At 70.0% G+C, this 23,116-nt stretch carries 27 protein-coding genes; 11 read left to right on the forward strand and 16 right to left on the reverse strand.

Annotated elements, in window-relative coordinates; translation table 11 throughout:
* Nucleotides 1-6: 6 nt before the first annotated feature.
* Entirely contained in the window at nucleotides 7-684 is a 678-nt protein-coding gene (locus tag ACLJPX_RS40005; protein WP_101612478.1) for an anti-sigma factor family protein, read from the reverse strand.
* Nucleotides 681-1,301, reverse strand: a complete 621-nt coding sequence (gene sigE, locus ACLJPX_RS40010) for an RNA polymerase sigma factor SigE (protein ID WP_410605440.1) — start codon at nucleotides 1,299-1,301, stop codon at nucleotides 681-683. Before sigE ends, ACLJPX_RS40005 begins: the two co-directional genes overlap by 4 nt.
* 178 nt (nucleotides 1,302-1,479) lie before the next feature.
* Here sigE and ACLJPX_RS40015 point away from each other — a divergent pair, with 178 nt between their 5' ends.
* Nucleotides 1,480-2,130 (forward strand): O-methyltransferase, encoded by a 651-nt coding sequence (locus tag ACLJPX_RS40015; RefSeq protein WP_076163290.1) that lies wholly within the window; start codon nucleotides 1,480-1,482, stop codon nucleotides 2,128-2,130.
* A 16-nt stretch (nucleotides 2,131-2,146) separates the two neighbouring features.
* On the opposite strand, the gene ACLJPX_RS40020 is transcribed toward ACLJPX_RS40015, so the two are convergent.
* Nucleotides 2,147-3,382: an MFS transporter gene (locus tag ACLJPX_RS40020; protein WP_410605528.1), complete on the reverse strand. Its 1,236-nt coding sequence runs from the start codon at nucleotides 3,380-3,382 to the stop codon at nucleotides 2,147-2,149.
* A 105-nt stretch (nucleotides 3,383-3,487) separates the two neighbouring features.
* On the opposite strand from ACLJPX_RS40020, the gene ACLJPX_RS40025 reads away from it, so the two are divergent.
* Nucleotides 3,488-4,372, forward strand: coding sequence for a LysR family transcriptional regulator (locus tag ACLJPX_RS40025; RefSeq protein WP_410605441.1), 885 nt, complete (start codon nucleotides 3,488-3,490; stop codon nucleotides 4,370-4,372).
* A gap of 70 nt (nucleotides 4,373-4,442) precedes the next feature.
* Entirely contained in the window at nucleotides 4,443-5,054 is a 612-nt protein-coding gene (locus ACLJPX_RS40030) for a phosphatase PAP2 family protein (RefSeq protein WP_410605442.1), read from the forward strand.
* A gap of 8 nt (nucleotides 5,055-5,062) precedes the next feature.
* Here ACLJPX_RS40030 and ACLJPX_RS40035 read toward each other — a convergent pair whose 3' ends face one another.
* On the reverse strand, nucleotides 5,063-6,538 hold the full coding sequence (locus ACLJPX_RS40035; RefSeq protein ID WP_410605443.1) for a leucyl aminopeptidase family protein: 1,476 nt from the start codon (nucleotides 6,536-6,538) through the stop codon (nucleotides 5,063-5,065).
* Nucleotides 6,539-6,629: 91 nt separating this feature from the next.
* Nucleotides 6,630-6,797, reverse strand: a complete 168-nt coding sequence (locus tag ACLJPX_RS40040) for a DUF3117 domain-containing protein (RefSeq protein ID WP_005155393.1) — start codon at nucleotides 6,795-6,797, stop codon at nucleotides 6,630-6,632.
* A 196-nt stretch (nucleotides 6,798-6,993) separates the two neighbouring features.
* On the opposite strand from ACLJPX_RS40040, the gene ACLJPX_RS40045 reads away from it, so the two are divergent.
* Nucleotides 6,994-7,788 (forward strand): enoyl-CoA hydratase/isomerase family protein, encoded by a 795-nt coding sequence (locus ACLJPX_RS40045; protein WP_101612472.1) that lies wholly within the window; start codon nucleotides 6,994-6,996, stop codon nucleotides 7,786-7,788.
* Nucleotides 7,789-7,909: 121 nt separating this feature from the next.
* Complete coding sequence (locus tag ACLJPX_RS40050) at nucleotides 7,910-8,398, forward strand: hypothetical protein (protein WP_410605444.1); 489 nt, start codon at nucleotides 7,910-7,912, stop codon at nucleotides 8,396-8,398.
* Here ACLJPX_RS40050 and ACLJPX_RS40055 read toward each other — a convergent pair.
* Genes ACLJPX_RS40055 through ACLJPX_RS40085 form a run of 7 tightly spaced genes read right to left on the reverse strand, consistent with a single transcriptional unit; the run spans nucleotide 8,395 to nucleotide 12,014 of the window.
* On the reverse strand, nucleotides 8,395-8,964 hold the full coding sequence (locus tag ACLJPX_RS40055; protein WP_410605445.1) for a DNA-3-methyladenine glycosylase I: 570 nt from the start codon (nucleotides 8,962-8,964) through the stop codon (nucleotides 8,395-8,397). The genes ACLJPX_RS40050 and ACLJPX_RS40055 overlap by 4 nt on opposite strands.
* Nucleotides 8,957-9,406 (reverse strand): SRPBCC family protein, encoded by a 450-nt coding sequence (locus tag ACLJPX_RS40060; protein ID WP_101612469.1) that lies wholly within the window; start codon nucleotides 9,404-9,406, stop codon nucleotides 8,957-8,959. The genes ACLJPX_RS40055 and ACLJPX_RS40060 overlap by 8 nt, the downstream gene beginning before the upstream one ends.
* Nucleotides 9,403-9,705, reverse strand: coding sequence for a DivIVA domain-containing protein (locus ACLJPX_RS40065; RefSeq protein ID WP_101612468.1), 303 nt, complete (start codon nucleotides 9,703-9,705; stop codon nucleotides 9,403-9,405). The genes ACLJPX_RS40060 and ACLJPX_RS40065 overlap by 4 nt, the downstream gene beginning before the upstream one ends.
* Entirely contained in the window at nucleotides 9,702-10,376 is a 675-nt protein-coding gene (locus tag ACLJPX_RS40070) for a permease prefix domain 1-containing protein (protein WP_410605446.1), read from the reverse strand. Before ACLJPX_RS40070 ends, ACLJPX_RS40065 begins: the two co-directional genes overlap by 4 nt.
* Nucleotides 10,373-11,029: a permease prefix domain 1-containing protein gene (locus tag ACLJPX_RS40075; RefSeq protein ID WP_410605447.1), complete on the reverse strand. Its 657-nt coding sequence runs from the start codon at nucleotides 11,027-11,029 to the stop codon at nucleotides 10,373-10,375. Before ACLJPX_RS40075 ends, ACLJPX_RS40070 begins: the two co-directional genes overlap by 4 nt.
* Nucleotides 11,026-11,691, reverse strand: a complete 666-nt coding sequence (locus ACLJPX_RS40080) for a permease prefix domain 1-containing protein (protein ID WP_410605448.1) — start codon at nucleotides 11,689-11,691, stop codon at nucleotides 11,026-11,028. Before ACLJPX_RS40080 ends, ACLJPX_RS40075 begins: the two co-directional genes overlap by 4 nt.
* On the reverse strand, nucleotides 11,688-12,014 hold the full coding sequence (locus ACLJPX_RS40085) for a helix-turn-helix transcriptional regulator (RefSeq protein ID WP_005155407.1): 327 nt from the start codon (nucleotides 12,012-12,014) through the stop codon (nucleotides 11,688-11,690). Before ACLJPX_RS40085 ends, ACLJPX_RS40080 begins: the two co-directional genes overlap by 4 nt.
* A gap of 140 nt (nucleotides 12,015-12,154) precedes the next feature.
* Between ACLJPX_RS40085 and ACLJPX_RS40090 the strand changes: the two genes are divergently transcribed.
* Genes ACLJPX_RS40090 through cydC form a run of 4 tightly spaced genes read left to right on the forward strand, consistent with a single transcriptional unit; the run spans nucleotide 12,155 to nucleotide 17,448 of the window.
* Nucleotides 12,155-13,333: a cytochrome ubiquinol oxidase subunit I gene (locus ACLJPX_RS40090; protein ID WP_410605449.1), complete on the forward strand. Its 1,179-nt coding sequence runs from the start codon at nucleotides 12,155-12,157 to the stop codon at nucleotides 13,331-13,333.
* A 3-nt stretch (nucleotides 13,334-13,336) separates the two neighbouring features.
* On the forward strand, nucleotides 13,337-14,329 hold the full coding sequence (locus ACLJPX_RS40095) for a cytochrome d ubiquinol oxidase subunit II (protein ID WP_410605450.1): 993 nt from the start codon (nucleotides 13,337-13,339) through the stop codon (nucleotides 14,327-14,329).
* A gap of 9 nt (nucleotides 14,330-14,338) precedes the next feature.
* Nucleotides 14,339-15,898, forward strand: coding sequence for a thiol reductant ABC exporter subunit CydD (cydD, locus tag ACLJPX_RS40100; RefSeq protein ID WP_410605451.1), 1,560 nt, complete (start codon nucleotides 14,339-14,341; stop codon nucleotides 15,896-15,898).
* An 11-nt stretch (nucleotides 15,899-15,909) separates the two neighbouring features.
* Entirely contained in the window at nucleotides 15,910-17,448 is a 1,539-nt protein-coding gene (gene cydC / locus ACLJPX_RS40105) for a thiol reductant ABC exporter subunit CydC (protein ID WP_410605452.1), read from the forward strand.
* On the opposite strand, the gene ACLJPX_RS40110 is transcribed toward cydC, so the two are convergent.
* Nucleotides 17,434-18,339, reverse strand: coding sequence for a glucosyl-3-phosphoglycerate synthase (locus ACLJPX_RS40110; protein WP_410605453.1), 906 nt, complete (start codon nucleotides 18,337-18,339; stop codon nucleotides 17,434-17,436). The two genes, cydC and ACLJPX_RS40110, sit on opposite strands and share 15 nt — an antisense overlap.
* Nucleotides 18,340-18,390: 51 nt before the next feature.
* Between ACLJPX_RS40110 and ACLJPX_RS40115 the strand changes: the two genes are divergently transcribed.
* The gene (locus ACLJPX_RS40115) at nucleotides 18,391-19,065 is read left to right on the forward strand and encodes a lysophospholipid acyltransferase family protein (RefSeq protein WP_101612460.1); all 675 of its coding nucleotides are present in this window, start codon (nucleotides 18,391-18,393) and stop codon (nucleotides 19,063-19,065) included.
* A gap of 350 nt (nucleotides 19,066-19,415) precedes the next feature.
* Here ACLJPX_RS40115 and ACLJPX_RS40120 read toward each other — a convergent pair whose 3' ends face one another.
* The 3 genes from ACLJPX_RS40120 to ACLJPX_RS40130 all read right to left on the reverse strand — a co-directional run bounded on the left by ACLJPX_RS40120 (nucleotide 19,416) and on the right by ACLJPX_RS40130 (nucleotide 22,754).
* Nucleotides 19,416-19,994, reverse strand: a complete 579-nt coding sequence (locus tag ACLJPX_RS40120; protein WP_410605454.1) for a TIGR00730 family Rossman fold protein — start codon at nucleotides 19,992-19,994, stop codon at nucleotides 19,416-19,418.
* Nucleotides 19,994-20,779 carry a TIGR00730 family Rossman fold protein gene (locus tag ACLJPX_RS40125; RefSeq protein ID WP_101612458.1) on the reverse strand — a complete coding sequence of 262 codons (786 nt, stop codon included), beginning with the start codon at nucleotides 20,777-20,779 and terminating at the stop codon, nucleotides 19,994-19,996. Before ACLJPX_RS40125 ends, ACLJPX_RS40120 begins: the two co-directional genes overlap by 1 nt.
* 112 nt (nucleotides 20,780-20,891) lie before the next feature.
* A complete protein-coding gene (locus tag ACLJPX_RS40130; RefSeq protein WP_410605455.1) occupies nucleotides 20,892-22,754 on the reverse strand; it encodes a glycoside hydrolase family 9 protein in 1,863 nt (620 codons plus the stop codon).
* A gap of 142 nt (nucleotides 22,755-22,896) precedes the next feature.
* Here ACLJPX_RS40130 and ACLJPX_RS40135 point away from each other — a divergent pair, with 142 nt between their 5' ends.
* Nucleotides 22,897-23,100, forward strand: coding sequence for a DUF397 domain-containing protein (locus tag ACLJPX_RS40135; protein WP_410605456.1), 204 nt, complete (start codon nucleotides 22,897-22,899; stop codon nucleotides 23,098-23,100).
* The last annotated feature ends 16 nt before the right edge of the window (nucleotides 23,101-23,116 follow it).

Consider the following 23,116-nt stretch of genomic DNA (forward strand, 5'->3'; position numbering starts at 1 on the left):
AGCGGATCAGCGGGCCGAGATGGGCACGGGCAGGCTCGACGTGCTCGGGCTCGGCGCGGGGCTGTGCGACGGTTCCGGCTTGGTGCCGCCGCCCAGCTGCGCGGGCAGCAGCCCGGCGTTGACGCCCTGCGGGGGTACGAACGCGGGGCTCGGCTGGTCTTCGACGCCCTCACCCGAGGTCGCGACCAGGGCCAGGGCGCTCAGCACCAGACCCGAAACGACGACGCCGGCGCCCTGCGCGTACTTCCGCCGTGCGAGGCCGAACTTTCCACCACCGAGGACATTCGGGGACTGGCCCAGTGGCGCCGATGAGCCCAACGGGGCTGTCCCGCCCAGCACTCCGGTGTCACGAAGGCCGGCGACCCTGTCGGGCCGCTGGATGGCCACCAGCTGACCGTCGGCCGTCATCGCCAGGTTGTCCGGCGCGCCGGGAAGTTCGGTGTTCTGCGGGATGGAGCACAGGCTGGCCAGGAAACCCGCCGACATCGACGGGGCTCCCGCCTGCTTCACGGCGGTGACGGCCTGGCGCTGCGCGGTGACCTCGGCCGCACACGACGGGCAGCGGGCGATATGCGCCGATGCCCTGTCCTGGGCGCCGAGGGTCAGCTCGCCGTCCACGAAGGCGACGATGGCGTCCGGAAGCAGATGCGACTCGGGGAGTCCCCAGCCTCGCGGTGCGGTCATACCCCCACCTTCGCAGACTCCTGCGCCGCGGCGCGACGACGCTCCAAAGAAGCGCGAAGCGCCTGGCGGCCACGGTGGATCCGGCTGCGCACGGTGCCGAGCTTGACACCGAGAGTGGCGCCGATCTCCTCGTACGAGAGGCCTTCGACGTCACACAGCACGACCGCGGCACGGAACTCGGGCGGCAGCTCGTCGAGCGCGGCCTGCAGGTCCGGGTCGAGATGGGTGTCCGAGTAGACCTGCTCCGGGCTCGGGTCGTCACCGACGATGCGGTCGGTGTCCTCGGGGAGGCCTTCCATCCGCACGCGTGAGCGGCGGCGGGCCATGTCGAGGAAGAGGTTCGTGGTGATGCGGTGCAGCCAGCCTTCGAACGTGCCGGGCTTGTAGGACGCGAGGGAACGGAAGACCCGGATGAAGGTCTCCTGCGTCAGGTCCTCGGCGTCGTGGGCGTTACCGGTCAGTCGGTACGCCAGCCGGTAGACGCGGTCGGCGTGTTCACGCACGACCTCGTCCCACGAGGGTGGCGTCCATGCGGTCTCGTCCACGGTCACCGGCGTGACCTGGCCCGCGTGCTGGTCCTGCATCGTCTCCTGCATCGGGGAAGTAGGCACCTCCATCAGCGTCTTCTCCCAACTACTCCACCCAACGCGGGCGATGTGCACGGTGTTCCCGTTGTCGAGACCCAGTCTGTCCGGCCTGCTTATGTTTCTAGTGAGACAGGACTGAGAAGAGGCTGAGAAGTCGGTACCAGGGAGTCTTCGCTGTTTTGTCCACAGGCAGCGCTAACCTCCGCGTGTGAATTCCGGGACGCATGCGGGCTCGCCAGCCGAGGCCGCCGACGCCGACCTCGTCGACGGGTACCTCCCCGACGACGAGGTACTGGCCACCGCGCGGGCGCGGTCGGCCGATCTGGGGTGCGGTCCGCTGAGCGCGGGCGCGGGCGCGACGCTGCGTTTTCTCGCCACGACACTGCGCGCGAAAGCCGTCGTCGAGGTCGGGACCGGGGCGGGCGTGAGCGGGTTGTGCCTGCTCAGGGGCATGGTCGACGACGGGATCCTCACCTCGATCGACATCGAGCCGGAGTACCACCGGGCGGCCAGGTCCGCGTTCCGGGAGGCCGGTTACCCGCCGGGACGGACCCGGCTGATCATGGGCCGCGCGCTCGACGTCCTCCCCCGGCTCACCCCCGGCGGCTACGACCTGGTGTTCGTCGATTCGGCGCCGATCGAGTACCCGAGTTGCTACGAGAAGGCCGTCGCGCTGCTCCGGCCCGGCGGGATACTGGCGTTCCACAACGTCTCCGGCGCCCGAGTGACGGATCCCTCACGACGCGATCCGGACACGCTCGCGCTGCGCGAGGTCGCGCGGGCCTTCCGGGAGGACGAGCGACTGGTCCCGGCGCTGCTGCCGGTGGGCGGCGGGCTGCTGGTCGCCGCGATCGCGTAGCAAGGGACTCGCGCAGTCATCTGAAGGACGCTTTCACCGCATCTGACGCGGCGAAGGGCGCTTTCACCACGTGCGATGCGGGGAAAGTCCCCTTCAGCACGGCGACCGCGGCGATGGCGAGCCAAGCGGCGGTGAGCACGATCAGCCAGGTCCAGCCCGCGTGTCCGTAGACGGTCGCGCCGACAGTGCCGCCGATGCTGCTGCCGAGGTAGTACGAAAGCGTGTAAAGCCCGCCGACCTGGCCTCGGGCGTTCTCGGGAGCCTCCGCGGCGGCCCAGCCGTTGGCGACCGCGTGCGCGGCGAAGAACGCGCCGGTCAGCACCACGAAACCGAGGATGACCAGCGACAGCGAGTCGGACAGCGTCAGCGCGGCGCCCGCGATCGTGAGCAGCAGTGCGCCCGCGAGCGCCCGGCGGCGCCCGAACCGGCCGACGAGCCTGCCCGCGGTCGCCGACGAGACCGAGCCCATCGCGTAGGCGAGGAAGACGAGCGACGCGATCGCGGGCGAGAGGTCCAGCGGCTCGCCGGTCAGGCGGAATCCGGCGGCGTTGTACAGCGCGACGAACGAGCCCATCGCCAGCAGCGCGACCGCGTACTGGACCAGCAGGACCGGCTTCCGGACGGCCGCTCCGAGCCCGGCCAGCACTGCCCGGCCCTGCTCGCGCAACCGCTCTGACCTGCGACGATCGTCGGAAGTGATAGCAAAGGTCCCTTGCTCCGCCGGTGGCAGGGCCAGCACCGTGACCACCGCGCAGACCAGCCCGATCCCGGCGACGACGAGCAGCGCGCCGTGGTAGCCGAACGGACCGGCGGTGAACCCGGCCGCGAGCCTGCCGACCATGCCGCCGACGGTGTTCCCGGCGATCATCGCGCCCACCGCGGCCGCGAGCCCGGCCTTGCCGAGCCGTTCCGCGAGGTAGGCCGCGGCCACTCCGGGGAACCCCGCGATGGCGATCCCCTGCAGCGCCCGCAGCACCAGCAGCGCCGGGTAGCTGGGCGCCAGCGGCAGCAGGAAACCGAACACGACCGACGCGACCACCGAGGCGATGATCACCGGACGCCGTCCCACCACCTCGGAGAGCGCCGCGATCGGCAGGACGGCGATCGCGAGCGCGCCGGTCGCGACGCTCACCGCGAGCGACGCGCCGCCGGGGTCGAGGTGGTACTGCTCGGCCAGCTGCGGCAGCACCGGCTGTGGCGCGTAGAGCAGGGCGAACGAGGAGATCCCGGCCGCGGCGACGGCGATCGTCACGCGGCGGGTGGTTCCGGTGGCAGGCACGATCTTGAAGCTAAGCCGGGCTAACCAATACGTCTAATACGCTCATCTGTCACAATCGATACCGTGCTGAATGAAAGGATGACCGCCCAGCTAGCCCCCCAGCTCGCGCTGCTCACCGCACTTCGCCGCACGACGAACATCACACGCGCGGCCGAACTGCTCGGCGTCCCGCAGCCCACGGTAAGCCGCCGGATCGCGGCACTCGGCGAGGCGCTCGGCGCCCCGCTGACGGTCCCCGACGGCCGCGGCATCCGGCTCACCCGGGCCGCCGAACTGCTGGCCGACGCCGCCGAACGCGCCCTCGCCGCCGTCGACGCCGGAGTCCGCCAAGCCCGCGAAGAGGTCGACCCCGGATCCGGGCACATCGTCCTCGGGTTTCTGCACCTGCTCGGCCGGTCACTGGTCCCCACCCTGCTCCGCGGCTACCGCGCGGACCATCCCCACGTGCGCTTCACGCTGGTCCAAGGCTCACGTCAGGACATGGTCGACAGGCTGACCAGCGGCGAACTGGACCTCGCGCTGCTCGCGCCCGCACCCGTCGACGACCCGCTGCTCGACACCGCCGTGCTCGCCGAGCAGGAGATCTTCCTCTCCGTCCCGACGTCACACCGCCTCGCCGACCGGCCCAACGCGGCCATCGAAGATCTCAAGGACGAGGAGTTCGTCCTCCTCGAGACCGGCTACGGCCTCCGCACCATCACGGACGACCTGTGCGCCGAAGCGGGCTTCGAGCCGAAGATCGCCTTCGAGGGCCAGGAGTCCGACACCGTCCGAGGACTGGTCGCGGCCGGGCTCGGCGTGGCACTGCTCCCCCGGTTCGAACCCGGCAGCCCGGCGGGCGTCGCCGAAGTCCCGCTGGTGCCGCCGGTCGGGCGGACCATCGGGCTGGCGTGGCGGAAGGACGTCGTCCTGACGCCCGCGGTCATGCGCTTCCGGGAGCGAGTCCGCGCTCAGCAGTGGTGACGATCGTCAGGGGCGGCCCTTGACGATGGTGCAAGGCGGTGCCGATGTCGGTTTCGCTAACTTAGGGTGAATGTACGACGACATCGTGGAGATGGCCGGCGAGAGCCCCAGCTGGCTTCAGGCCTCCGGCATCCTGTTCACCGACGCGGGAATGCTGATCTTCGCCGCCTTGATGGTCTGGGTCGCCTGGCGGGCCCGCACCTCGCCCACCCGGCTCGCGGTGTCGCTGCTGGTGCCCGGCGCGTGCGCGATCGCGTACCTGATCAGCGAAGGGGCGAAGAGCGTGATCCGCGAGGACCGGCCGTGCCGGGGCCTCGTCACGCTCGTCGACTGCCCGCCGATCGGCGACTGGTCCTTCCCGAGCAACCACTCCACGGTCGCGGCGGCGGCCGCCGTCGGACTCGCCCTCGCCTGGCGACGGCTCGCGCCGTGGGTGCTTCCGGGCGCCCTGCTGATGGGCTTCTCCCGGGTCTTCGTCGGCGCGCACTATCCGCACGACGTCCTCGCCGGTCTCGTCCTCGGCTCCGTGACGGCGTGGCTCGTGTTCCGGTACCTGAAGGGCCCCGCGACCGGCACCGCCCGCCGGCTCACCGCGCATGCCGGTGACGCGCCGACCCAGCCCATGCCGAGGGTGCGCACGCGGGGCGACAGCAAAGGTCCCTTGCTACCGCCCCGTCGATGAACCGCAGGTCAGGCGTAGGAAGCGACCAGTTCGACCAGCGTCCGCGCGGCGAAACCGGTGGCTCCCGGCACGACGTCGGCGTAGGTCTTGTCGGCCCGCGCGGGGCCGGCGATGTCGAGATGCGCCCACGGCACGTCGCCGACGAACTCCCGCAGGAACAGCGCCGCGACGATGCCGCCGGGGCCACCGGGCGCCTGCCGGACGTCGCCGAGTGAGCCCTGCACGGTCTCGGCCAGGTCTTCCAGCAGCGGCATCCGCCACCACGCCTCGCCGACCCGCTCGCCGGCCTTCGTGACCCGCTCCGCGAGCGCGTCGTCGGTGGCGAACACGCCGCCGGTCCGGACGCCGAGCGAGACCTTCATGGCGCCGGTCAGCGTCGCCGCGTCGATCACGGCGTCCGGTTTGTGCTTCTTGATGCCGTAGACGAGCGCGTCGGCGAGGACCATGCGGCCCTCGGCGTCGGTGTTGCCCACCTCGGTCGTCTTGCCGCCGTAGTGGCGGACGATGTCGCCCGGCCGGTACGACGAACCGGACACGTGGTTCTCGGCGGCGGGCACCAGCCCGGTCACCTTGACCGGCAGGCGCAGCGCGGCGATCGCGCGGACCGCGGCGATGATCGCCGCGCCGCCCGCCATGTCGGTGCGCATGAGGTGCATGCCGTCGGCCGGTTTGATCGACAGGCCGCCGGTGTCGAAGGTGATGCCCTTGCCGACCAGCAGCAGATGCGTCGCCGCCCCGCGCGGCCGGTACTCCAGCTCGATCAGCCGTGGCGGAGCGGCCGAGCCGCCGCCGACGGCGAGGACGCCGCCGAAGCCCTGCTCCGCCAGCCACTTCTCGTCCCGGACCGAAACGGTCAGGTTCGGGATGCCGCCGGCGACGCGCGCGGCGGTGTCGGCGAGCCAGGCGGGGGTCTTGATGTTCGAAGGCGCGTTCGCCAGATCGCGGGCGAACGAGGCGGCCGCGGCGAGTTCGCGGATCCGCTCGAGCGCCTTCTCGTACGCGGGCACGGCGCGTTCGTAGCGAGTGAGCAAGCGCACGGTCCGCAGGCTCGGTTTCGGCTCCTCCGCCGTCACCGTGAACCGGTAGCCGCCGAGCAGCAGCCCGAAAGCCAGTTCCTCGAGGTGCTCGGCGCCGACGTCCTCGGGCAGTTCGACGGCAAAGCCGCGGAACGCCTTCTCGCCCGCCTTGACGTCTTCGTCCAGCGCCGCCGAGACGGCGCGGACCAGCGCGGCACCGGCCTTGCGGTACTGCCGTGGTTCACCGTCGCCGACGCCTGCCAGCCAACGGGTGCGGCCGGTCGGCACGGTCTGCACGTCCCCGGCCTTGCCGGTGGGCCGCACACCGCCGATCTCCGCGAGTCCGGCGTCACCGTCCTCTTCGGACGGCGCCGCGATCAGCGTGGCCAGCGGCGTACCGCGCCGCAGATCGTCCGAGACCTCGATTTCGAGCAGCTTCCCCGGAACGGGGGGTAGCGGGTTACGCACAGTGAGCGACCTCCGGGCGCAGATGAACCGCGACCCCGGCCTCCGAACGGAGACCGGGGTGCGGGTGGTTGAACGTAGGTGCGGTCCGGGCTCAGCCGGTGACCTCCTGCAAGGCCGCGCCGAGATCCTTCGCTTCTTCCGCGGAGAGTTCGACGACGAGGCGCCCACCACCCTCGAGTGGTACGCGCATCACGAGGCCCCGCCCCTCCTTAGTCACTTCGAGGGGACCATCTCCGGTCCGGGGCTTCATGGCCGCCATAGCGTGCTCCCTCCGTCTCAACCGGCGCGCCCGGGTCGCGCTCGTCAAAGCCAGCCGGGTCTACTGTCCATTGTCCCTCATCAGCGGCCGAGCGCGAACGCGGACCGATCTTTTGCCGCCGTATCGGTGCTGGTATGCGGCTCGCGAGGCTGAAAGACTTCGTCTCAGACCGCAGTTTCGCCGACTAGGAGATCCCGTGACCACATCCGACGTTCTGCTGACCGCCGACGCCGATGGCGTGCGCACCTTCACGCTGAACCGGCCGCAGGCGTACAACTCGCTGACCGTCGAACTCAAGGAACTGCTGCTGGCGGGGCTGCGCGAGGCCGCGGCCGACGACAGTGTCCGCGCGGTCGTGCTGACCGGTTCGGGCAAGGCGTTCTGCGCCGGGCAGGATTTGAAGGAGCATGTCGGGCTGCTGCAGGCGGGTGACCCGGCTCCGCTACACACGGTCAAGGAGCACTACAACCCGATCGTCAAGACCATCGTCGGGATGCCGAAGCCGGTCATCGCCGCGGTGAACGGCCCGGCGGCCGGCGCCGGTGCCGCCTTCGCCTACGCGAGCGACCTCCGCATCGCGTCGACGTCGGCGAACTTCCTGATGGCGTTCGCGAACGTCGGCCTCGGGCCGGACTCGGGCGCGTCGTGGACGTTGCAGCGGCTGATCGGCCTCGGCCGCGCGGCCGAACTGATGCTGCTGGCGCGCACGGTCGACGCGGCCGAGGCGCTGACGCTCGGCCTGGTCAGTGAGGTCGTCCCGGACGAAGAACTGGCGGCCCGCGCGCAGAAGCTCGCCGCGAAGCTCGCGGCCGGCCCGACGGTCGCGTACGCGAAGATCAAGAACGTGCTGTCCGTGGCCGCCGAGTCCTCGCTCGACGAGGCGCTCGCCGCCGAGGACGACGCTCAGGCCGCGCTCGGCGCGACCGCCGACCACACCGAGGCCGTCGAGGCCTTCGTGGGCAAGCGCAAGCCGACCTTCCAGGGCAAGTAAGCGCCCCCAAGAGACGCTATGAAAGGCCCGTTACTTGCAAATTTTGCAAGTAACGGGCCTTTCATAGCGCGCGGGAGGCACATCGGGACCGGTACCGAGCGGGGGCCGCTAACGTCCAGCCGTGACCCCGACCCCGGCCCACCTCCAGGCGAAAGCCGCGGAGCACGACCTCGGCGACTGCGTCACCCGCTACCGCCGGAGGCCGGGCCTGACAGGCACCTTCTTCGCGTTCGCCCCGCTGGCGGGCGGGATCCTCATCGGCACCCTCGGCGGAGACCCGGTGAAGGCGCTCGGCGTCGTGCTGTTCCTGTGGCCGCCGCTGTTCCTCGCCTGGTGCTACTCGACGAGGAAACGCCTCGACGGCGGCATCTACGTCTTCACCGGTGGCTTCGCCGAAGTCCACGGGCGCAAGGTCCCGCACGCGATCACCTGGGCCGAAGTCCGCGCAGTGCGCTACAAGAGCGTCGAGCACTGGCTGAACTTCATTCCCGTCGCCTACGTCGCGAAGTGCGTGATCGAACTGCGCGACGGCGGAGTGATCGAACTCGACGGCAGCTACCGGAAGCTGGAGCGACTGGCCGAAGACCTCCACCGCCGGAGCGGCGCCTAACCCGCCCGGAAGCAGTCCTTCACGTGGTCGTCGACCATCCCCGTCGCCTGCATCAGCGCGTAGCAGGTCGTCGGCCCCAGGAACGCGAAGCCGCGCTTCTTGAGTTCCTTCGCCATCGCCTTCGACTCGTCGGTGATCGCCGGGACGTCGCCCATCGTGCGAGGCCGTTTGTGCCGTGACGGCGCGAACGACCACAGCAGGTCGTCCAGCGAACCGTCCAGTTCCTCGATCGCCTTGGCATTGTTGATCGCCGCCAGGATCTTCGCCCGGTTCCGCACGATCGACGCGTCCTGCATCAGCCGTTCGACGTCGTCGTCGGTGAAGACGGCGACCTTCTTCGGCTTGAACTTCTTGAACGCCTTCCGGAACGACTCCCGCTTCCGCAGGATCGTGATCCAGGAGAGCCCGGACTGGAAGGACTCCAGGCACAGGCGTTCGTACAACTCCTCGTCACCGTGGAGCGGGACGCCCCATTCGGTGTCGTGGTACTCCACGTAGTCCGGGGCGGAGTTGCCCCATGAGCACCGCTTGATCCCGTCCGCGCCCAGCAGACCCGCCTCAGCCAACCCGGTACCCCTCCGCGTACTTCACGAATTTCTGCAGGCACAGCCGCAGTCCCAGTTCGAAGCCCGGTTTCGCGACCGGCCAGCCGAGCCGTCCGACGACGCCGAACGGCGGCCGCAGATGCTCCGCCCAGACGAACGTCGACGAATGCGGCCCCTTCTCGATCACCTGGAAGACCCCGGTGCCCTGCACGATCTTGCCGAGATGCCGCACGACGCAGCGCAGCGGCGGCTCCCAGCTGGTGATCTCCATGGTGTCGGTGAACCCGATCCCGGCGACGCCGGTGAAGGCCGACAGCTTCGAGCCGACACTGCGCCCGTTGCCCTCGACGACCTTGACCTCGGTGCCGAGCATCCATTCGCCTTGGCGTTCCCAGTCGGTCAGGGCGAGCCAAGCCGTCCCGGCCGGCACCCCGACGTCGACGGAGACGACGACATCGGTCACCTGGCGCCCTCGCGCTCGGCTTCCAGCTCGGCCACCCTGGACCGCAGCTCCTCGAGCTCGACGCCGAGGCGCCGCATCACCCAGTCCACTTCGGACATCTTGTACCCGCGCAGCACCATCTGGTAGCGGACGGCGTAGACGTCCTCGGCGGTGATGTCCTCGGCGGGCAGCCTGGTCGGCGAGCCGCCCGGGGGCAGCGGGGCCAGTTCCTCACCCCTGCCGAACACCACGGCGGCCAGCAGGAACACCACCGCGGCCACCAGCAGCATGACTACGAGATAGATCAGGGCGGTCGTCACGGCACGATCGTGGCACACGAACGCCACGATCGTCTCGCCAGCAACGCGAGTCGCACACTGACCACCACCCAAAGCACCATCAGGATCCCGCACGGCACCGACAGGAACAGCCGTGACGCGTCGATGAGCCCGGTGGCGAACACCAGCAGCGCCACCGAGAACAGGTTCAGCCCGACGGCCTCGCCGATCAGCACGCCCGCGGTCCTGACCAGCCGTCTCCCGTCCATCCGCCGGGAGAGCCAGCGCATGCAGACGAGCGCGAACACCCCCAGCAGCGGCACGACGAACACCGAGCCGTGGGTGAACTGGGCGACGTACTTGTACCAACCCGGTGTCGGCGTCGCGAGCTGCGACCAGTCGCCGAAGGTCCACTTGCGGGCGAACTCCCAGGCCAGCTGCATCAACGGCACCCCGAGGATCAGCTTCCACAGGGTGCGGGTCCCGCTGTTCATGCCCAGTTCGGCCTGGTAGTCCCGCGCGATCAGGTGCACCGGCCCGAAGTCGGCGACGGCACGCCGTTGCGCGTCGTGCTCGCTCCAGCCGCCCTCCCGGTAGGCGTCGGCGGCGTCGTTGAGCCCGTCCCGCGCCTCGCGCAGCAGATCCCGCTTCGCCGACGCCGGGCCGTCCAGCCGGGTGCGCAGCTCACCGAGGTAGGCCTCGATCACCGTCATGCCGTGATTCTCCGGCTCCGCGCGGCGACCGTGAGCCGCAGGCTGAACAGGATCCACGCGCCGGACAGGACCGCGCACGGCACGCTGACGATCAGCCGGGCGGGCTCCAGGAACCCTGTCGCACCGCCGTAAGTCGTGACCGCGAGAAGGTTCAGCCCCACCGCGCCGGCCAGCGACCACGAGACCACGCGAGCGACGGACGGGCCTTCCCGCCGCCGCGAGAGCAGCCGGGCGACGATCAGCCCGCCGATCGCGACCGTCGGGGACAACGCGGCCAGCACGTCGGCCAGGCCGATCGCGCGGAAGTACCAGACCGGCGGCTGACTCAACCGCGTCCAGCCGCCGGAGCTCAGCACGCGCGCGAGATCCCAGGCGAGGATCAGCAGCGGGACACCGACGATTAGTTCCCACAGGACGCGGATGTCGCGCCGTAGTCCCAGTTCCGCCTGGTAGTCACGGGCGATCAGGTCGGCGGGGCCGAAGTCGGCGACGGCACGGCGTTCCGCGTCCGCCTCGTCGAAGCCGCCCGCACAGTAGGCCTCGGCCGCGTCGGTCAGACCGTCTCTCGCTTCGGTGAGGAGATCGGCCTTGGCCCCCGCCGGACCGCTCAGCCGCCTGTCCAGGTCGCCGATGTAGGCCTCGATGGCGCTCATGCGACGGCCAGGGGCCGGGACCGGAAGACCGCCGGGAGCAGCCAGAAACTGAACGCCGCCCAGCCGGCCGCCAGGACGTTGCACGGCAGGCTCATGTTCATCCTGGACGGGTCGAGGACCGAGGTGCCCACGGTGAGCAGCAGCAGCGCCAGCAGGTTCGTGATCGTCGCGGCGCCCACGGTCCACCGCGTCACCTTCCCCAGTCTCACGCTGTCGAGCCTGCGCCCCAGCCGCCGGGCGCCGACCAGCGCGACCGCTCCGATCAGGGGCGAAACGATGACCAGGACGCCGAAGAGTTCGATGACGGACAGGTACCACTCCGGGGTCGGCTTCCCCATCCGGCTCCAGTCGCCGTAGCTCCAGATCCGTGCCAGCTCCCAGCTCAGCTGGAACAGCGGCACGCCGATGATGACCTTCCACAACGCGCCGATGTCGCCGCGCAACGTCAGTTCGGCCTGGTACTCGCGGGCGATCACGGCGGCGGGGCCGAAGTCCGCGACGGCGCGCCGCTCGGCGTCCCCCTGGCACGCATCGCCCTCGCGATAAGCCTCGGCCGCGTCGGAAAGACCGTCCCTCGCTTCGGTGAGCAGATCGGCCTTGGCCCCCGCCGATCCGCTCAACCGTCTGTCCAGATCGCCGATGTAGGCCTCGATGGCGCTCATGCCGTGCTCCCCCCGAGGACACCACCGATCACGGTGGTGAACTCCTGCCATTCGGCCCGTTCCGCCGCCAGCGCCTTCTGCCCGGAGCGGGTGAGCTTGTACGTACGACGTTTGCGGCCGGACACGACGTCCCATTCGCTGGCGAGGAAACCGGCGCGCTCCAACCGGCGAAGCGCCGGGTAGACGGTGCCCGTCGGCAGGTCGAGCGCACCGTCACTGCGGAGCTGGAGCGCCTCGATGATGGCGTACCCGTGCAGCTTCCGGCCGTCGAGGACGGCGAGGAGCAGCGCGTCGAGGTGCCCGCGCAGGCTGTCGGCCTTCATAGATAGACAGTCTACACATCGCCGCCTACCAGGGTAGCCGGGTCTTTCCGGGGACGGCCTCAGGGAATGTCCCGGAGATGACCCTTAATTCATAGATTTCGTGCCTACATGTAGCCAGTCTACGTATACAGTGCATCGGCATGGACGCACTCCCGATCGCGAGACTCCAGTTCGCGACGACGACCTCGTTCCACTTCCTGTTCGTTCTGCTCACACTGGGGCTCGTGACACTCGTCGCGGTGATGCAGACACGCTCCGCATTCGGCGGCAAGCCGGAACTGATGCGGATGACCCGCTTCTGGGGCAGGCTCTACGTGATCAATTACGCGCTGGGAATCGTCACCGGAATCGTGATGGAATTCCAGTTCGGGCTGACCTGGACAGGCTTGTCCACGGTCGCGGGCGACGTCTTCGGCGCCCCGCTGGCCATCGAGACGCTGGTGGCGTTCTTCGCCGAATCGACCTTCCTGGGGCTGTGGATCTTCGGCTGGGGGCGGCTGAACAAATGGGTCCACCTGACCCTGATCTGGCTGGTCACGCTGACCGCGTACGCCTCGGCGCTGTTCATCATGGTGGCCAATTCGTTCCTGCAGAACCCGGTCGGCACGCATGCCGAGAACGGTGTGCTGAAGCTCGACGACTTCGGCGCGCTGTTCACCAACCCGGCGCTGGCGATGTCGCTGCCGCACGTGCTGAGCGCGGCGCTCATGACCGGCGGTTTCTTCGTGGTCGGCGTCAGCGCGTACCACTTCATCAAGCGCACCAAGGAGATCGCGTTCTTCCGGACCTCCATGCGGATCGGCGTGCTCACCTCGCTGGTCGGCAGCACGATGGTGATCGGCTTCGGTTTCGCCCAGTTCGGCCCGCTCGGGGAGTACCACCCCGGCAAGCTCGAATCACCGGAACCGCTGGTCGGCGCCCCGCTGGGGCTCATGATCCAGATCGGCTTCATCGCCTTCCTGGCCTCGATCCTCGGCACGCTGCTGTTGTTCCGGAACTGGATCACCAAGGTGCGGCCGTTGCTGTACCTGATGGTGCTGGCCATCCCACTGCCGTTCTTCGCCGCGATCTCCGGCTGGCTGGTGCGGGAGATCGGCAGGCAGCCATGGCTGATCCGCGGGCAGCTGACCACCGCCGACGCCGTCGCGTCGATCCCGGCGGGGCAGATCCTGTTCTCCTTCATCGCGTTCACCGTGCTGTTCGCGACACTCGCGATCGCCGACTGGGTGCTGATGTCCCGGGTCGCCAAACGCGGCCCGGAACCCGAAGAAGAGGCGGCGCCGCCTCGTGCCGAACTTCCCGTCCTGAGCGGAGTCTGACCCATGGTGATCCTGTGGTGGTGTGTGCTCGGTTTCCTGATCTCCGGCTATTTCGCCCTGGCGGGCTACGACTACGGCGTCGGGATGCTGCTCGGCAGGCTCAGCCGTGACGAGGAAGGACGACGGCGCGTCCTCGGCGCCTTCGGCCCGTTCTTCCTGGCCAACGAGGTCTGGCTGGTGGCCGCGGTCGGCGTCCTGTTCGGCGCTTTCCCGCATCTGGAAGGAAAAGTGTTCTCCGGGGCCTATCTCCCGGTCGTCACGCTGTTGCTCGGGCTGGTCGCGTTCACCGCGGCGGTGCAGTTGCGCAGCAGGCGGCCGGACGCCGGCCGCGGTGCCTGGACGCTGGCGATCACCGTCGGCGCCTGGGTGACGGCGGTGTCCTGGGGCGTGTTCCTCGGCAACCTCGTCCTCGGGCTCCCGCTCGACGCCGCCGGGCAGCCGACCGGCGGTGTCCTCGCCGTGTTCGATCCGTACGCGCTGGTCTGGGGTGCCGGGTTCGTCGCGCTGTTCGCCTTGCAGGGAGCGGCTTTCCTCGCCGTCCGGGCCCCCGCCGACTTCACCGCACGCGCGAACCGGATCGCCAAGGCCCTGCTCGCGCCGGCGCTCGCGTTCCTGGTCGTGGCGGTCGGCTGGGGCGCCGTCGAAACCACCGCGTCGTGGACCGTGCTGCCCGCGATCGTGCTGGCGTTCGGCGCGCTCGGTGCCGCGGCCGTGGCACTGCGCGCGGGTCGGCACAAGGCGGCGCTGATCGCGACGATGGTCCTGTCCGCGTCGCCGGTGCTGGCCGTCGGGACACTGCGCCTTCCGGACGCGCTCGTGTCCTCTGTGGACGGCGGGTTCTCCTTGAGCCTGACGGAAGCGGCCACCAGTACCGAGATGCTCGATCTGCTCACCTTTGTCCTGCCGCCCGCGCTGGTGGCGATCGCCGCCGTGCAGTGGGTGACCTGGCGCAGGCACGGCGACCGGGTCGACCAGCGCTCGCTGCTGCACTTCTAGGAGCCGATGATGCCTCCCCTTCCCGGACTGCGACGCCATTTCGGCGTTCTGGCCGTTCTCGGAACGCTGACCGCCGCGGCGATCCTCGTCCAGGCGGACGGCCTCGCGACACTGCTGACCGGCGGCGGTGTCACCTGGACGCTCGCGGCCGCCATCGCGGTCCGGGTGCTGCTCGCGGGCGTCCAGGGTTCCGTCGGCGGCCGGTTCGCGGCGACGGTCAAAGCCGGGCTGCGCAAACGGCTTCTCGGCGCGGAAGCGAAGAAGCCCGGCGAGGTCGCGACCCTGGTGACCAAGGGGATCGACGCGAGTGATGCCTACCTGACCGGCTACCTGCCGACGGTGGTGCTGTCGGCGATCGTGCCGGTCGCGGTGCTCGTCCGGCTGTTCGCCGCGGATCTGGCGTCGGCACTGATCATCACCGCGACGCTGCCGCTGATCCCGGTGTTCGCGATCCTGGTCGGCCAGCACACTAAGGCGAAGACGGCCCAGCAGTGGGCGCTGCTTTCCAAGCTGGGCGGGCATTTCCTCGATGTCGTCCGCGGGCTCGGCACGCTCAAGGTGTTCGGTCGCGCCGACGCGCAGGCCAAGACCGTGCGGGCGATGGCGGACGCGCATACGGACGCGACGATGCGCACGCTGCGGGTCGCGTTCCTGTCCGCGCTGGTGCTGGAACTGGTGGCGACGCTGTCGGTGGCGCTCGTGGCGGTGCCGATCGGCTTCCGCCTGCTGGAAGGCGGGATGGTCGTGCACACCGCGGTGCTGGTCCTGCTGCTCGCGCCCGAGGCCTATCTGCCGTTGCGGGCGGCCGGGGCGAAGTTCCACGCCAGCGCGGAAGGGCTCGCAACGGTGAAGGCGGCGCTGGCCGTCCCCGCGGAGGAGATCGTCCGGGGTACGCAGGTGACCCGCCGCGGTGCGCCGCGGATCGTGCTGGAGAAGGTGAGCGTCGCGTACGGCGGCGAGACCGTTCTGTCCGAAGTGGACATGACGATCGAGGCGGGCGAGCACGTCGCGCTCGTCGGTCCCAGCGGTTCCGGGAAGAGCACCCTGCTGGCGGTGCTGCTGGGCTTCGTCACGCCGACGTCCGGCCGGGTCCTCGTCGACGGCGCCGACCTGCGCGAACTGGATCCGGCGCCGTGGCGCGCCGGGGCGGCGTGGGTGCCGCAGCGGCCGACCCTGTTCACCGGAACCGTCGAGGAGAACATCGCCATGGGCCAGGTGCCGGACGTCCAGGCGGCGGCCCGCGCGGCGGCGTTCGACGAGGTCGTGCGAGGGCTGCCCGACGGCTACCGGACCCGGATCGGGGAACTGGGCGCACCGCTTTCCGCCGGGCAGCGGCAACGGCTCGGCCTCGCCAGGGCACTGGCCCGCACGGAAGCGGGCCTGGTGCTGCTCGACGAACCGACCGCCCGGCTCGACGCGGAAACCGAGGCGGCCGTGCTGGCGGCGACCCGCGAACTGCTCACCGGCCGGACCGCGGTACTCGTGGCGCACCGGCCCGCGATGGCCGCGCTGGCCTCCCGCGTCCTCGAAGTCCGCGATGGCGCCGTAAGAGAACGGGAACTGGTGTGAACGTGTGGGGTGTGTCCGCGAAGGACGTCGTCCGGCTGGTCCGCGCCGGGCTGATCGCGGCCGGAGCGGAACTGGCGGGTTTGGCGCTGATGGCCACCGCCGCGTGGCTGCTGCTGAAGGCGGCCGAGCAGCCGCCGCTGGCGTCGCTCACGGTGGCGATCGTCGCCGTCCGGACACTGGCGTTGCTGCGCGGCGGGCTGCGCTACGCGGAACGGCTCGCCGGGCACGAGGTCGTCCTGCGTTATCTCGGCGCCCTGCGGACCCGCGTGTACACGTCGTTGCTGCCGCACCGGGTTTCCCGGCATTCCGGCGGTGACCTCGTCACGCGCCTGGTGTCCGATGTGGACGCCGTGCAGGACGCGATCCTGCGCTGCCTGCTACCCGCCGGGGTCGCCGCCTTCGTGGGCATCGTGTCGACCACGTTCGCCCTGATCGTCAGCCCGCTGGCCGGTCTGGTGCTGGCGCTCGGGCTCGTCGTCGCGGGGATCGGGCTGCCGTGGCTGTGCGTGCGGATCACTCGCGCGGCGGCGGAGAAGAGCGCGCCGGCGCGGGCCGATCTCGCCGAACGCGCGGTCGAGCTCATCACCGGGCGACGGGAGCTGATCGCCCACGGCGTGCACGAGTCCACTGTGGACGTCGCGCACACCGCCGTCGACGCGCTCGCCGTCCGGGACCGGGCGACGGCGAACCGGACCAGCCTGCTGACCGCGGCCGGGATGCTCGTCCAGTTGCTGACCTGCGTCACGATCGCGCTGACCGCCGGGGTTTCGCCGCCGCTGACCGCCGCGCTGGCCCTCGGTGCGCTGACCGTGTTCGAGCTGGTCCTCCCGCTGACCGCCGCCGCCCAGCGCTGGGTCGAGGTCCGGGCGTCGGCGGGCCGGGTGCGCGCGCTGCTGACCGAGGCCGCTCCCGCGCGCGGGACGCTGGTGCCCGAGCCGGGACACCTGCGGCTCGAAGGCGTCGGCGTGCGGTTCGAGGGCAGGGCTGCGGCGCTGGACGGCGTCGACCTCGACCTGCCGCCGGGCAAACGGGTCGGGATCCTGGGGCCGAGCGGCGCCGGGAAGACGACGCTGCTGAACGTGCTGCTGGGTTCCGTGGCGCCGACCTCCGGGCGCGCTCTGCTGAACGGAAAGCCGCTGGACGTTTACGACCCCGCACTGCTGCCATCGGTGGTCTCGGGCGCGCTCGCGGACGCGCACGTCTTCCACACGACGGTCCGGGAGAACCTGCTGCTCGCGAAGCCCGGTTCTTCGGACGCCGAGTTGCTCGCCGCCTGCGCGACGGCGGGTTTCGACCTGCCGCTGGACCGCGAGGCCGGTTCCGACGGCGACGCCCTGTCAGGAGGGCAACGCCAGCGGCTCGTGCTCGCGCGGGCGGTGCTGGCCGCGCCGCCGGTCCTGGTGCTGGACGAGCCTGTCGAGGGGCTGGACCCGGAACACGGCGACGCCGTCCTGGCGGACGTGCTCGCGGCCGCACGCGGCACCGTCGTCCTCGTGACGCACCGTGAAGCGCACGTGGCGGGCTTCGACGAGGTGCTACGACTCGGTTAGGCCGCGTACTTCCCGCATCGGCGGCCGGTCGCTGATCGACACCTCGGCCACCTCAGGCAGCCACTCGTCCTCTACTTGCGCGAACTGTGTCAACAGCGCCGGGTCGTCCGATTTGATGCCGCAGCGCGCGAGCGCCGTCCCGAGGATCTGCCGGGCCATCACGCCCAGCTGAAGCAGCGAACGGTTGCGATGCTTGCGTACGCCGAGGTTGACCTGTGCGAGCCCTTCGAGGCCGTAGCGCGCTTCGGCGTCGAGGATGAGCCCGATCTCGACGCCGTACCCGGCCGCGAAGGGCACTGACTCGAGGAACTCGCGTGTCGCGGCGTACTCGCCGCCCAGAGGCTGGATGAGCGCCGACAGCGACGGGCGCAGCGCCGAAAGGACCGGCCGCGCCAGCAGCTCGGTGACCCGGCCACCGCCGCTGCTCTCCAGCCGCAGCGGCCGCCGGTAGAACCCCTTGACCAGGTGGACACCGTTTTCGCAGAGCAGCGGCCCGAGCAGGGTCGGCACGAAGGCCGGGTCCGGGTCGACGAGGTCGGAGTCGAGGAACACGACGACGTCACCGGTCGTCGCGGCCAGCGACCGCCACAGCACCTCGCCCTTGCCGGGCACCGGCGGCAGCCCGGGGAGCACGTCCTCGCGATGCACCACCCGCGCGCCGGCGCGGGCGGCGAGCTCGGCGGTGGCGTCGGTGGACCCGGAATCCATCACGACCAGCTCGTCGACGATCGTGCCCAGCAACGGGCGGACCGTGCCGACGACCTCGGCGACGGTGTCCTGTTCGTCGAGTGCCGGTAGCACGACCGAAACCGTCCGGTCACCCTTCGCAGCGACGATGTCGTCGAGCGTCCAACCGGGGTTCTGCCACGTACGCCGCTCGAACCAACTCATGAGTAGTGATCGTGCCATGCTGGAGTCCGACACCCCGTCGATGGAGGAACCTTGCTACCGCTACTCGTCCGTTTCGTACTCGGTCCGCTGGTCAGGGCCCTGTACCGCCCCGAGATCCGCGGCGTGGAGAACATCCCCGCCGAGGGGCCGGTGCTCCTGGCACCCAATCACCGGGCGGCCCTGGACACCGGCGTGATCACTTTCACGGCGATGCGGCAGGTCAAGTTCCTCGGCAAGGCGGAGTACTTCACCGGCCGCGGGCTCAGGGGCAAAATGATGGCCGGTTTCCTGGGCGGCCTCGGCTACGTCCCGGTCGAACGCGGCAACGCGCAGGCCGGTCTCGCCGCGCTGGAAGCGGCGCGGAAGGTGCTCGACGCGGGCGGCGCGTTCGCGATCTACCCCGAGGGCACCCGCTCGCTGGACGGGCGGCTGCACCGCGGCCACACCGGTGTCGCGGCCCTGGCGCTCGCGACCGGCGCGAAGGTCGTCCCCGTCGCCCTGTCCGGCACCGAAGACCTGCAGCCCGCCGGAAAACGGATCCCGCGGCGCGCGAAGATCACGGTCACCTACGGCACGCCTCTGGACTTCTCGCGGTACGAGGGACAGGACTCGTCGCCGGCGATCCGGCGCTCGGTGACCGACGAGATCATGTACGCGATCCTGGAGCTATCGGGGCAGGAGTACGTGGACTCGTACCACAAACGCCCTGACCAAAGCGCCGCCTGACACTCGCTGCCGCTGGTCTTTCTCTCGTGTCATGAAAGGGGCTTTCAGGACATTTTTCGTCCTGAAAGCCCCTTTCAAGGCACTCGCTGCAGCACCCGGGCCCCGGCGATAGCAAAGGTCCCCTGCTCCCCCTCCGGTCCCGCGACCCCCGCCTGCCGACGCTATGAAAGGCCCGTTACTTGCAAAATTTGCAAGTAACGGGCCTTTCATTGCACGCGCGGGGGCTCGTCCGGTGTCCGTGAAGGTCCCCTTCCCTCGGCTCAGCCGAGGAAACTCGACCTTCGCTCTGCCCCAAGTACGTGAAGGACCCCTTCACTGCGTCTAGCGCAAGGAAGGGGTCCTTCACGTACTTACTTGGCCCACTTGGGTCGCGGAGGAGGGACGTAGTCCGCGAAGCCGTCCAGAAGCGAAGAAGCGTCCGAGTCGATCGCGAGCATGTCCCGGTACCCCGCCGACAGGAAGCCCTCCGACACCATGTGGTCGGCGAACTTCAGCAGCGGCGCGTAGTACCCGCCGACGTCGACCAGCCCGATCGGCTTCTCGTGCAGCCCGAGCTGCGCCCACGTCCAGACCTCGAACAGCTCCTCCAGCGTCCCCGCCCCACCGGGCAGCGCGAGGAAGCCGTCGGACAGCGCGGCCATCTTGGCCTTCCGCTGGTGCATGTCGGCGACGACGTGCAGTTCGGTCAGGCCGCCGTGCGCGATCTCGACGCTACCGAGCGCCTCCGGGATCACGCCGATCACCTCGCCGCCCGCGGCCAGCGCGGCGTCCGCGACGACGCCCATGGTCCCGACCGAAGCGCCGCCGTAGACGAGCCCGATCCCGCGCGAGGCCAGCAGGGTGCCCAGCGCTCGTGCCTCATCGGCATAGCGCGGGTCGAAGCCCATCGAGGAGCCGCAGAAGACGCATACCCGGCGCGGAGCCGCCATCAGTGGGTGTCCTCCCATGCCTGGTACGACGTCTGCACGACGCTCACGGCGTCGTCGATGTCGTCCGTGACGTGCAGCAGGTCGAGGTCCTTCTCGCCGATTTTGCCCTCGGCGAGCAGCGTCTTGGCGATCCAGTCGTACAGGCCGCCCCAGTAGTCGCTGCCGAACAGCACGACCGGGAACTTCGTGACCTTCTTCGTCTGCACCAGGGTGAGCGCCTCGAACAGCTCGTCGAGCGTGCCGAAGCCGCCGGGCAGGCAGATGAACGCCTGCGAGTACTTGATGAACATCGTCTTGCGGGCGAAGAAGTACCGGAAGTTGACGCCAAGGTCGACCCACGGGTTCAGGCCCTGCTCGAACGGCAGCTCGATGCCGAGGCCGACGGAGAACCCGCCCGCTTCGTTGGCGCCGCGGTTGACCGCTTCCATCGCGCCGGGGCCGCCGCCGGTCATCACCGCGAAGCCCGCGTTCGCGAGCGCGCCGCCGATCTTGCGGCCGAGCTCGTACTCCGGGTGGTCCCGTTTGGTCCGTGCCGAACCGAACACGGTCACCGCGCGCGGCACCTCGGCCAGCGCGCCGAAGCCCTCGACGAACTCCGCCTGGATCCGCAGCACGCGCCACGGGTCGGTGTGCACCCAGTCACTCGGTCCCCGCGAGTCCAGCAGGCGCTGGTCGGTGGTGCTGCCCTGGTCACGGCGATCCCGCCGCAGTACGACCGGGCCCTTGTGGCGTTCGATCGGACGTTCCGGGTACTGGCCGTCGGGGAACTCGCTTGTCTCACTCACCCCGCCAAGACTACGACGTCGTCACCGTCCGGAGCGGCAGCATCGCCGCGAACAGGAGTTGTCGGATTCGCGAACGCGGGGCCCGCCGGGAGAGCGGGCCCCGCGAAAGCGGTCAGGAACGTCCGGTCAGCGCGAACGCGAGCATGGCCGTCGAGGTGAAGTCGATGGCGGGCTCGTTGCTCGGCCAGGAGGCGAGGTCGTCGGTGTAGCGGGACTCGGTCGTGTCGAAGGCGTCGTACGGCTTCGTGCACGCCTTCGCCCCGGCCGGGAACGGCAGGTCCGCGAAGTGTTCCGCGCCGTTCGGTCCATTCACGACCGCGCCGTAGAGCACCTTCTGCTCACCCGCGAGGTTCGCCGCCTGGTGGTGCGGGCACTTCGGCGACGTCGTGCCGACGCCGACGACCAGCGAGACACCCCACGCGTTCGCGCCGAGGGTGAAGTTCCGCTGCTGCGAACCGAACGCCGCGTACTTCCGGTCACCGGTCACGTCCGCGTACAGCCGCTCGGTCGCGGCGAACCCGAAGCTCTTGCTGGCGGCGTCGAAGTCCTTGACCGAGACAGCCGTCCGGAAAGGACTCTTCGCCGCGTTCGCGACACCTTCGTCGAGCTGACGCCGCAGGTCGCCGATCAGTTCCTTCGGGCCGAGCGCGGCACCCGGGACACCGTGCCGCAGGAGCTTCGCCAGTTCGGCGTGCGCCAGCGCGCTGGTGTCATACAGGTTGAGCGTGCTCTTCTCCTCGAGGTCGATGTACGCCTTGGCCCAGTGCGCCGCCTGCCGCGTCCATTCGCCCGCCCTCGGATCCCGCAACGCCTTGCCCGCCAGTGCGAGCTGCGTCGCGCCGAGTTCCATGTCGTCCCGCCAGGACGATTCCGGGTAGTACGCGTGCGGGAAGGCGGTGACGAGTTCGCCGACGTCCTTCGTCTTGGCCTGTGCGAACACCGAAGCCGCTTCGGCGAGGTACTTCCGCGCCAGTGCCGGGTTCCGCTTCGCCTCGACCTGCGCGCCGAGCGCGAACGCCGCGGCCACCCGGCCCGCCAGGTTCGGGCTGAGCGCCGAACCACCGGGGTTCGCCGGGAAGACGGGCCGGTGCTTCACGAAGTACTTGGGGTCACCGGGTTTCACGTCGAGCGGGTCGTCGTCGTGCGGGTTACGCCAGACGTCGTGGTCGCCGAGGAAGCCGAACTTGTCGCTGCCCGTCCCGATCCCGACCTGGGCGTACAGCGTCTTGTTCTGCTGGTCCCACATCTTGTCGAGCCAGTCGAGGCCGAGTTTGACCTCCTTCGCCAGCACCGGGTCGTAGCCCTCGCGGAGCACGTATCCCAGCTCTGCCAGCGAATACGCCGTGTTCGAGGTGAACTTGACGAAGTCGCCCGCGTCGACCCAGCCACCCTCGACGTCGATCGGCCCGCCGATCGGCTTGAGCGGTTCGGCGATCTCGTCGCCGCCCTCGCCGACGAACACCGGCCAGTCGTAGACCGTGGCCTGCTTGTCGGCCAGATGCGACGGCTTGCGGTCGAGACGGCCGGGGACGATGTCGTCGCCGTCGCGCTGTGCCTGGAAGAACTCGTTGGTGGCGCGGACGAGCGGCGTGAAGAGCCGGTCCTTCGTGTCCACCCGGAACGTCGGCGACGTCGCCTTGGTCTCGCCGCTGACCTCGATCCGGTACTTGCCCGGCAGCCAGACCTTCGACAGGTCGAGCTGGTACACCGCCGGGTACTTCGCGTTCCACGCGCCGAGCGACTGACCCGTCCGTCCACGATGGACGGTCCGGCCGCGTTCGTCGACCACCGAGAACGACCCCGGCGCGCTGGACAGCAGATAGGCGTACTTGGTCTCGGTGAGGCCGTAGCCGACCTGATCGACCCGCACCTCGCCTCGCACCGCCGCGGCGGCCGAAACCACCGGAACCGTCAAACCCCCGAGGACCAGTGCCGACACCGCGGCCACCGCCCGGGACCAGGAACTCACCATCATCGGCGCCCCGCTCGAATTAGTTAAGAAAGTTTCCTTTTTATGGCGCAAGACGCTAGCCGCCAGGACCCGCGCCGTCAATATGTCCGATTCGCCGGGCAAAAGTCACACGATTCGCCATCCGGTCAGTGGGTATCCCACCGGGATGAACTGGAACGAGCGCCTGAGCGGCTGGCACAAATCCAGCTACACCCACTGGGAGGAGAACGCCTGCGTCGAAGTCGGCACTGACGGTGACCTCGTCGGCATCCGCGACACCAAGCAGCGTGAACTCCCGCCCGAGGTCAGACCGGTTCTCGTGGTGCCCGCGGCCGGATTCGCCGCGTTACTCACCCACTTGTCCGGCTGACCCCGGAAACCACCGG

This window comes from Amycolatopsis sp. lyj-90, from assembly GCF_046549035.1.
Classification (GTDB): domain Bacteria; phylum Actinomycetota; class Actinomycetes; order Mycobacteriales; family Pseudonocardiaceae; genus Amycolatopsis.

Bases quoted from the DNA above. Each gene is read 5' to 3' on its own strand.
- ACLJPX_RS40030 (WP_410605442.1), top strand. From the start codon at position 4,443: ATGTACGACGACATCGTGGAGATGGCCGGCGAGAGCCCCAGCTGGCTT.
- ACLJPX_RS40075 (WP_410605447.1), bottom strand. From the start codon at position 11,029: ATGAGCGCCATCGAGGCCTACATCGGCGACCTGGACAGGCGGCTGAGC.
- ACLJPX_RS40070 (WP_410605446.1), bottom strand. From the start codon at position 10,376: ATGACGGTGATCGAGGCCTACCTCGGTGAGCTGCGCACCCGGCTGGAC.
- ACLJPX_RS40080 (WP_410605448.1), bottom strand. From the start codon at position 11,691: ATGAGCGCCATCGAGGCCTACATCGGCGATCTGGACAGACGGTTGAGC.
- ACLJPX_RS40090 (WP_410605449.1), top strand. From the start codon at position 12,155: ATGGACGCACTCCCGATCGCGAGACTCCAGTTCGCGACGACGACCTCG.
- ACLJPX_RS40085 (WP_005155407.1), bottom strand. From the start codon at position 12,014: ATGAAGGCCGACAGCCTGCGCGGGCACCTCGACGCGCTGCTCCTCGCC.
- ACLJPX_RS40040 (WP_005155393.1), bottom strand. From the start codon at position 6,797: ATGGCGGCCATGAAGCCCCGGACCGGAGATGGTCCCCTCGAAGTGACT.
- sigE (WP_410605440.1), bottom strand. From the start codon at position 1,301: ATGGAGGTGCCTACTTCCCCGATGCAGGAGACGATGCAGGACCAGCAC.
- ACLJPX_RS40110 (WP_410605453.1), bottom strand. From the start codon at position 18,339: ATGAGTTGGTTCGAGCGGCGTACGTGGCAGAACCCCGGTTGGACGCTC.
- ACLJPX_RS40095 (WP_410605450.1), top strand. From the start codon at position 13,337: ATGGTGATCCTGTGGTGGTGTGTGCTCGGTTTCCTGATCTCCGGCTAT.
- ACLJPX_RS40005 (WP_101612478.1), bottom strand. From the start codon at position 684: ATGACCGCACCGCGAGGCTGGGGACTCCCCGAGTCGCATCTGCTTCCG.
- ACLJPX_RS40025 (WP_410605441.1), top strand. From the start codon at position 3,488: ATGACCGCCCAGCTAGCCCCCCAGCTCGCGCTGCTCACCGCACTTCGC.
- cydD (WP_410605451.1), top strand. From the start codon at position 14,339: ATGCCTCCCCTTCCCGGACTGCGACGCCATTTCGGCGTTCTGGCCGTT.
- ACLJPX_RS40120 (WP_410605454.1), bottom strand. From the start codon at position 19,994: ATGGCGGCTCCGCGCCGGGTATGCGTCTTCTGCGGCTCCTCGATGGGC.
- ACLJPX_RS40130 (WP_410605455.1), bottom strand. From the start codon at position 22,754: ATGATGGTGAGTTCCTGGTCCCGGGCGGTGGCCGCGGTGTCGGCACTG.
- ACLJPX_RS40135 (WP_410605456.1), top strand. From the start codon at position 22,897: ATGAACTGGAACGAGCGCCTGAGCGGCTGGCACAAATCCAGCTACACC.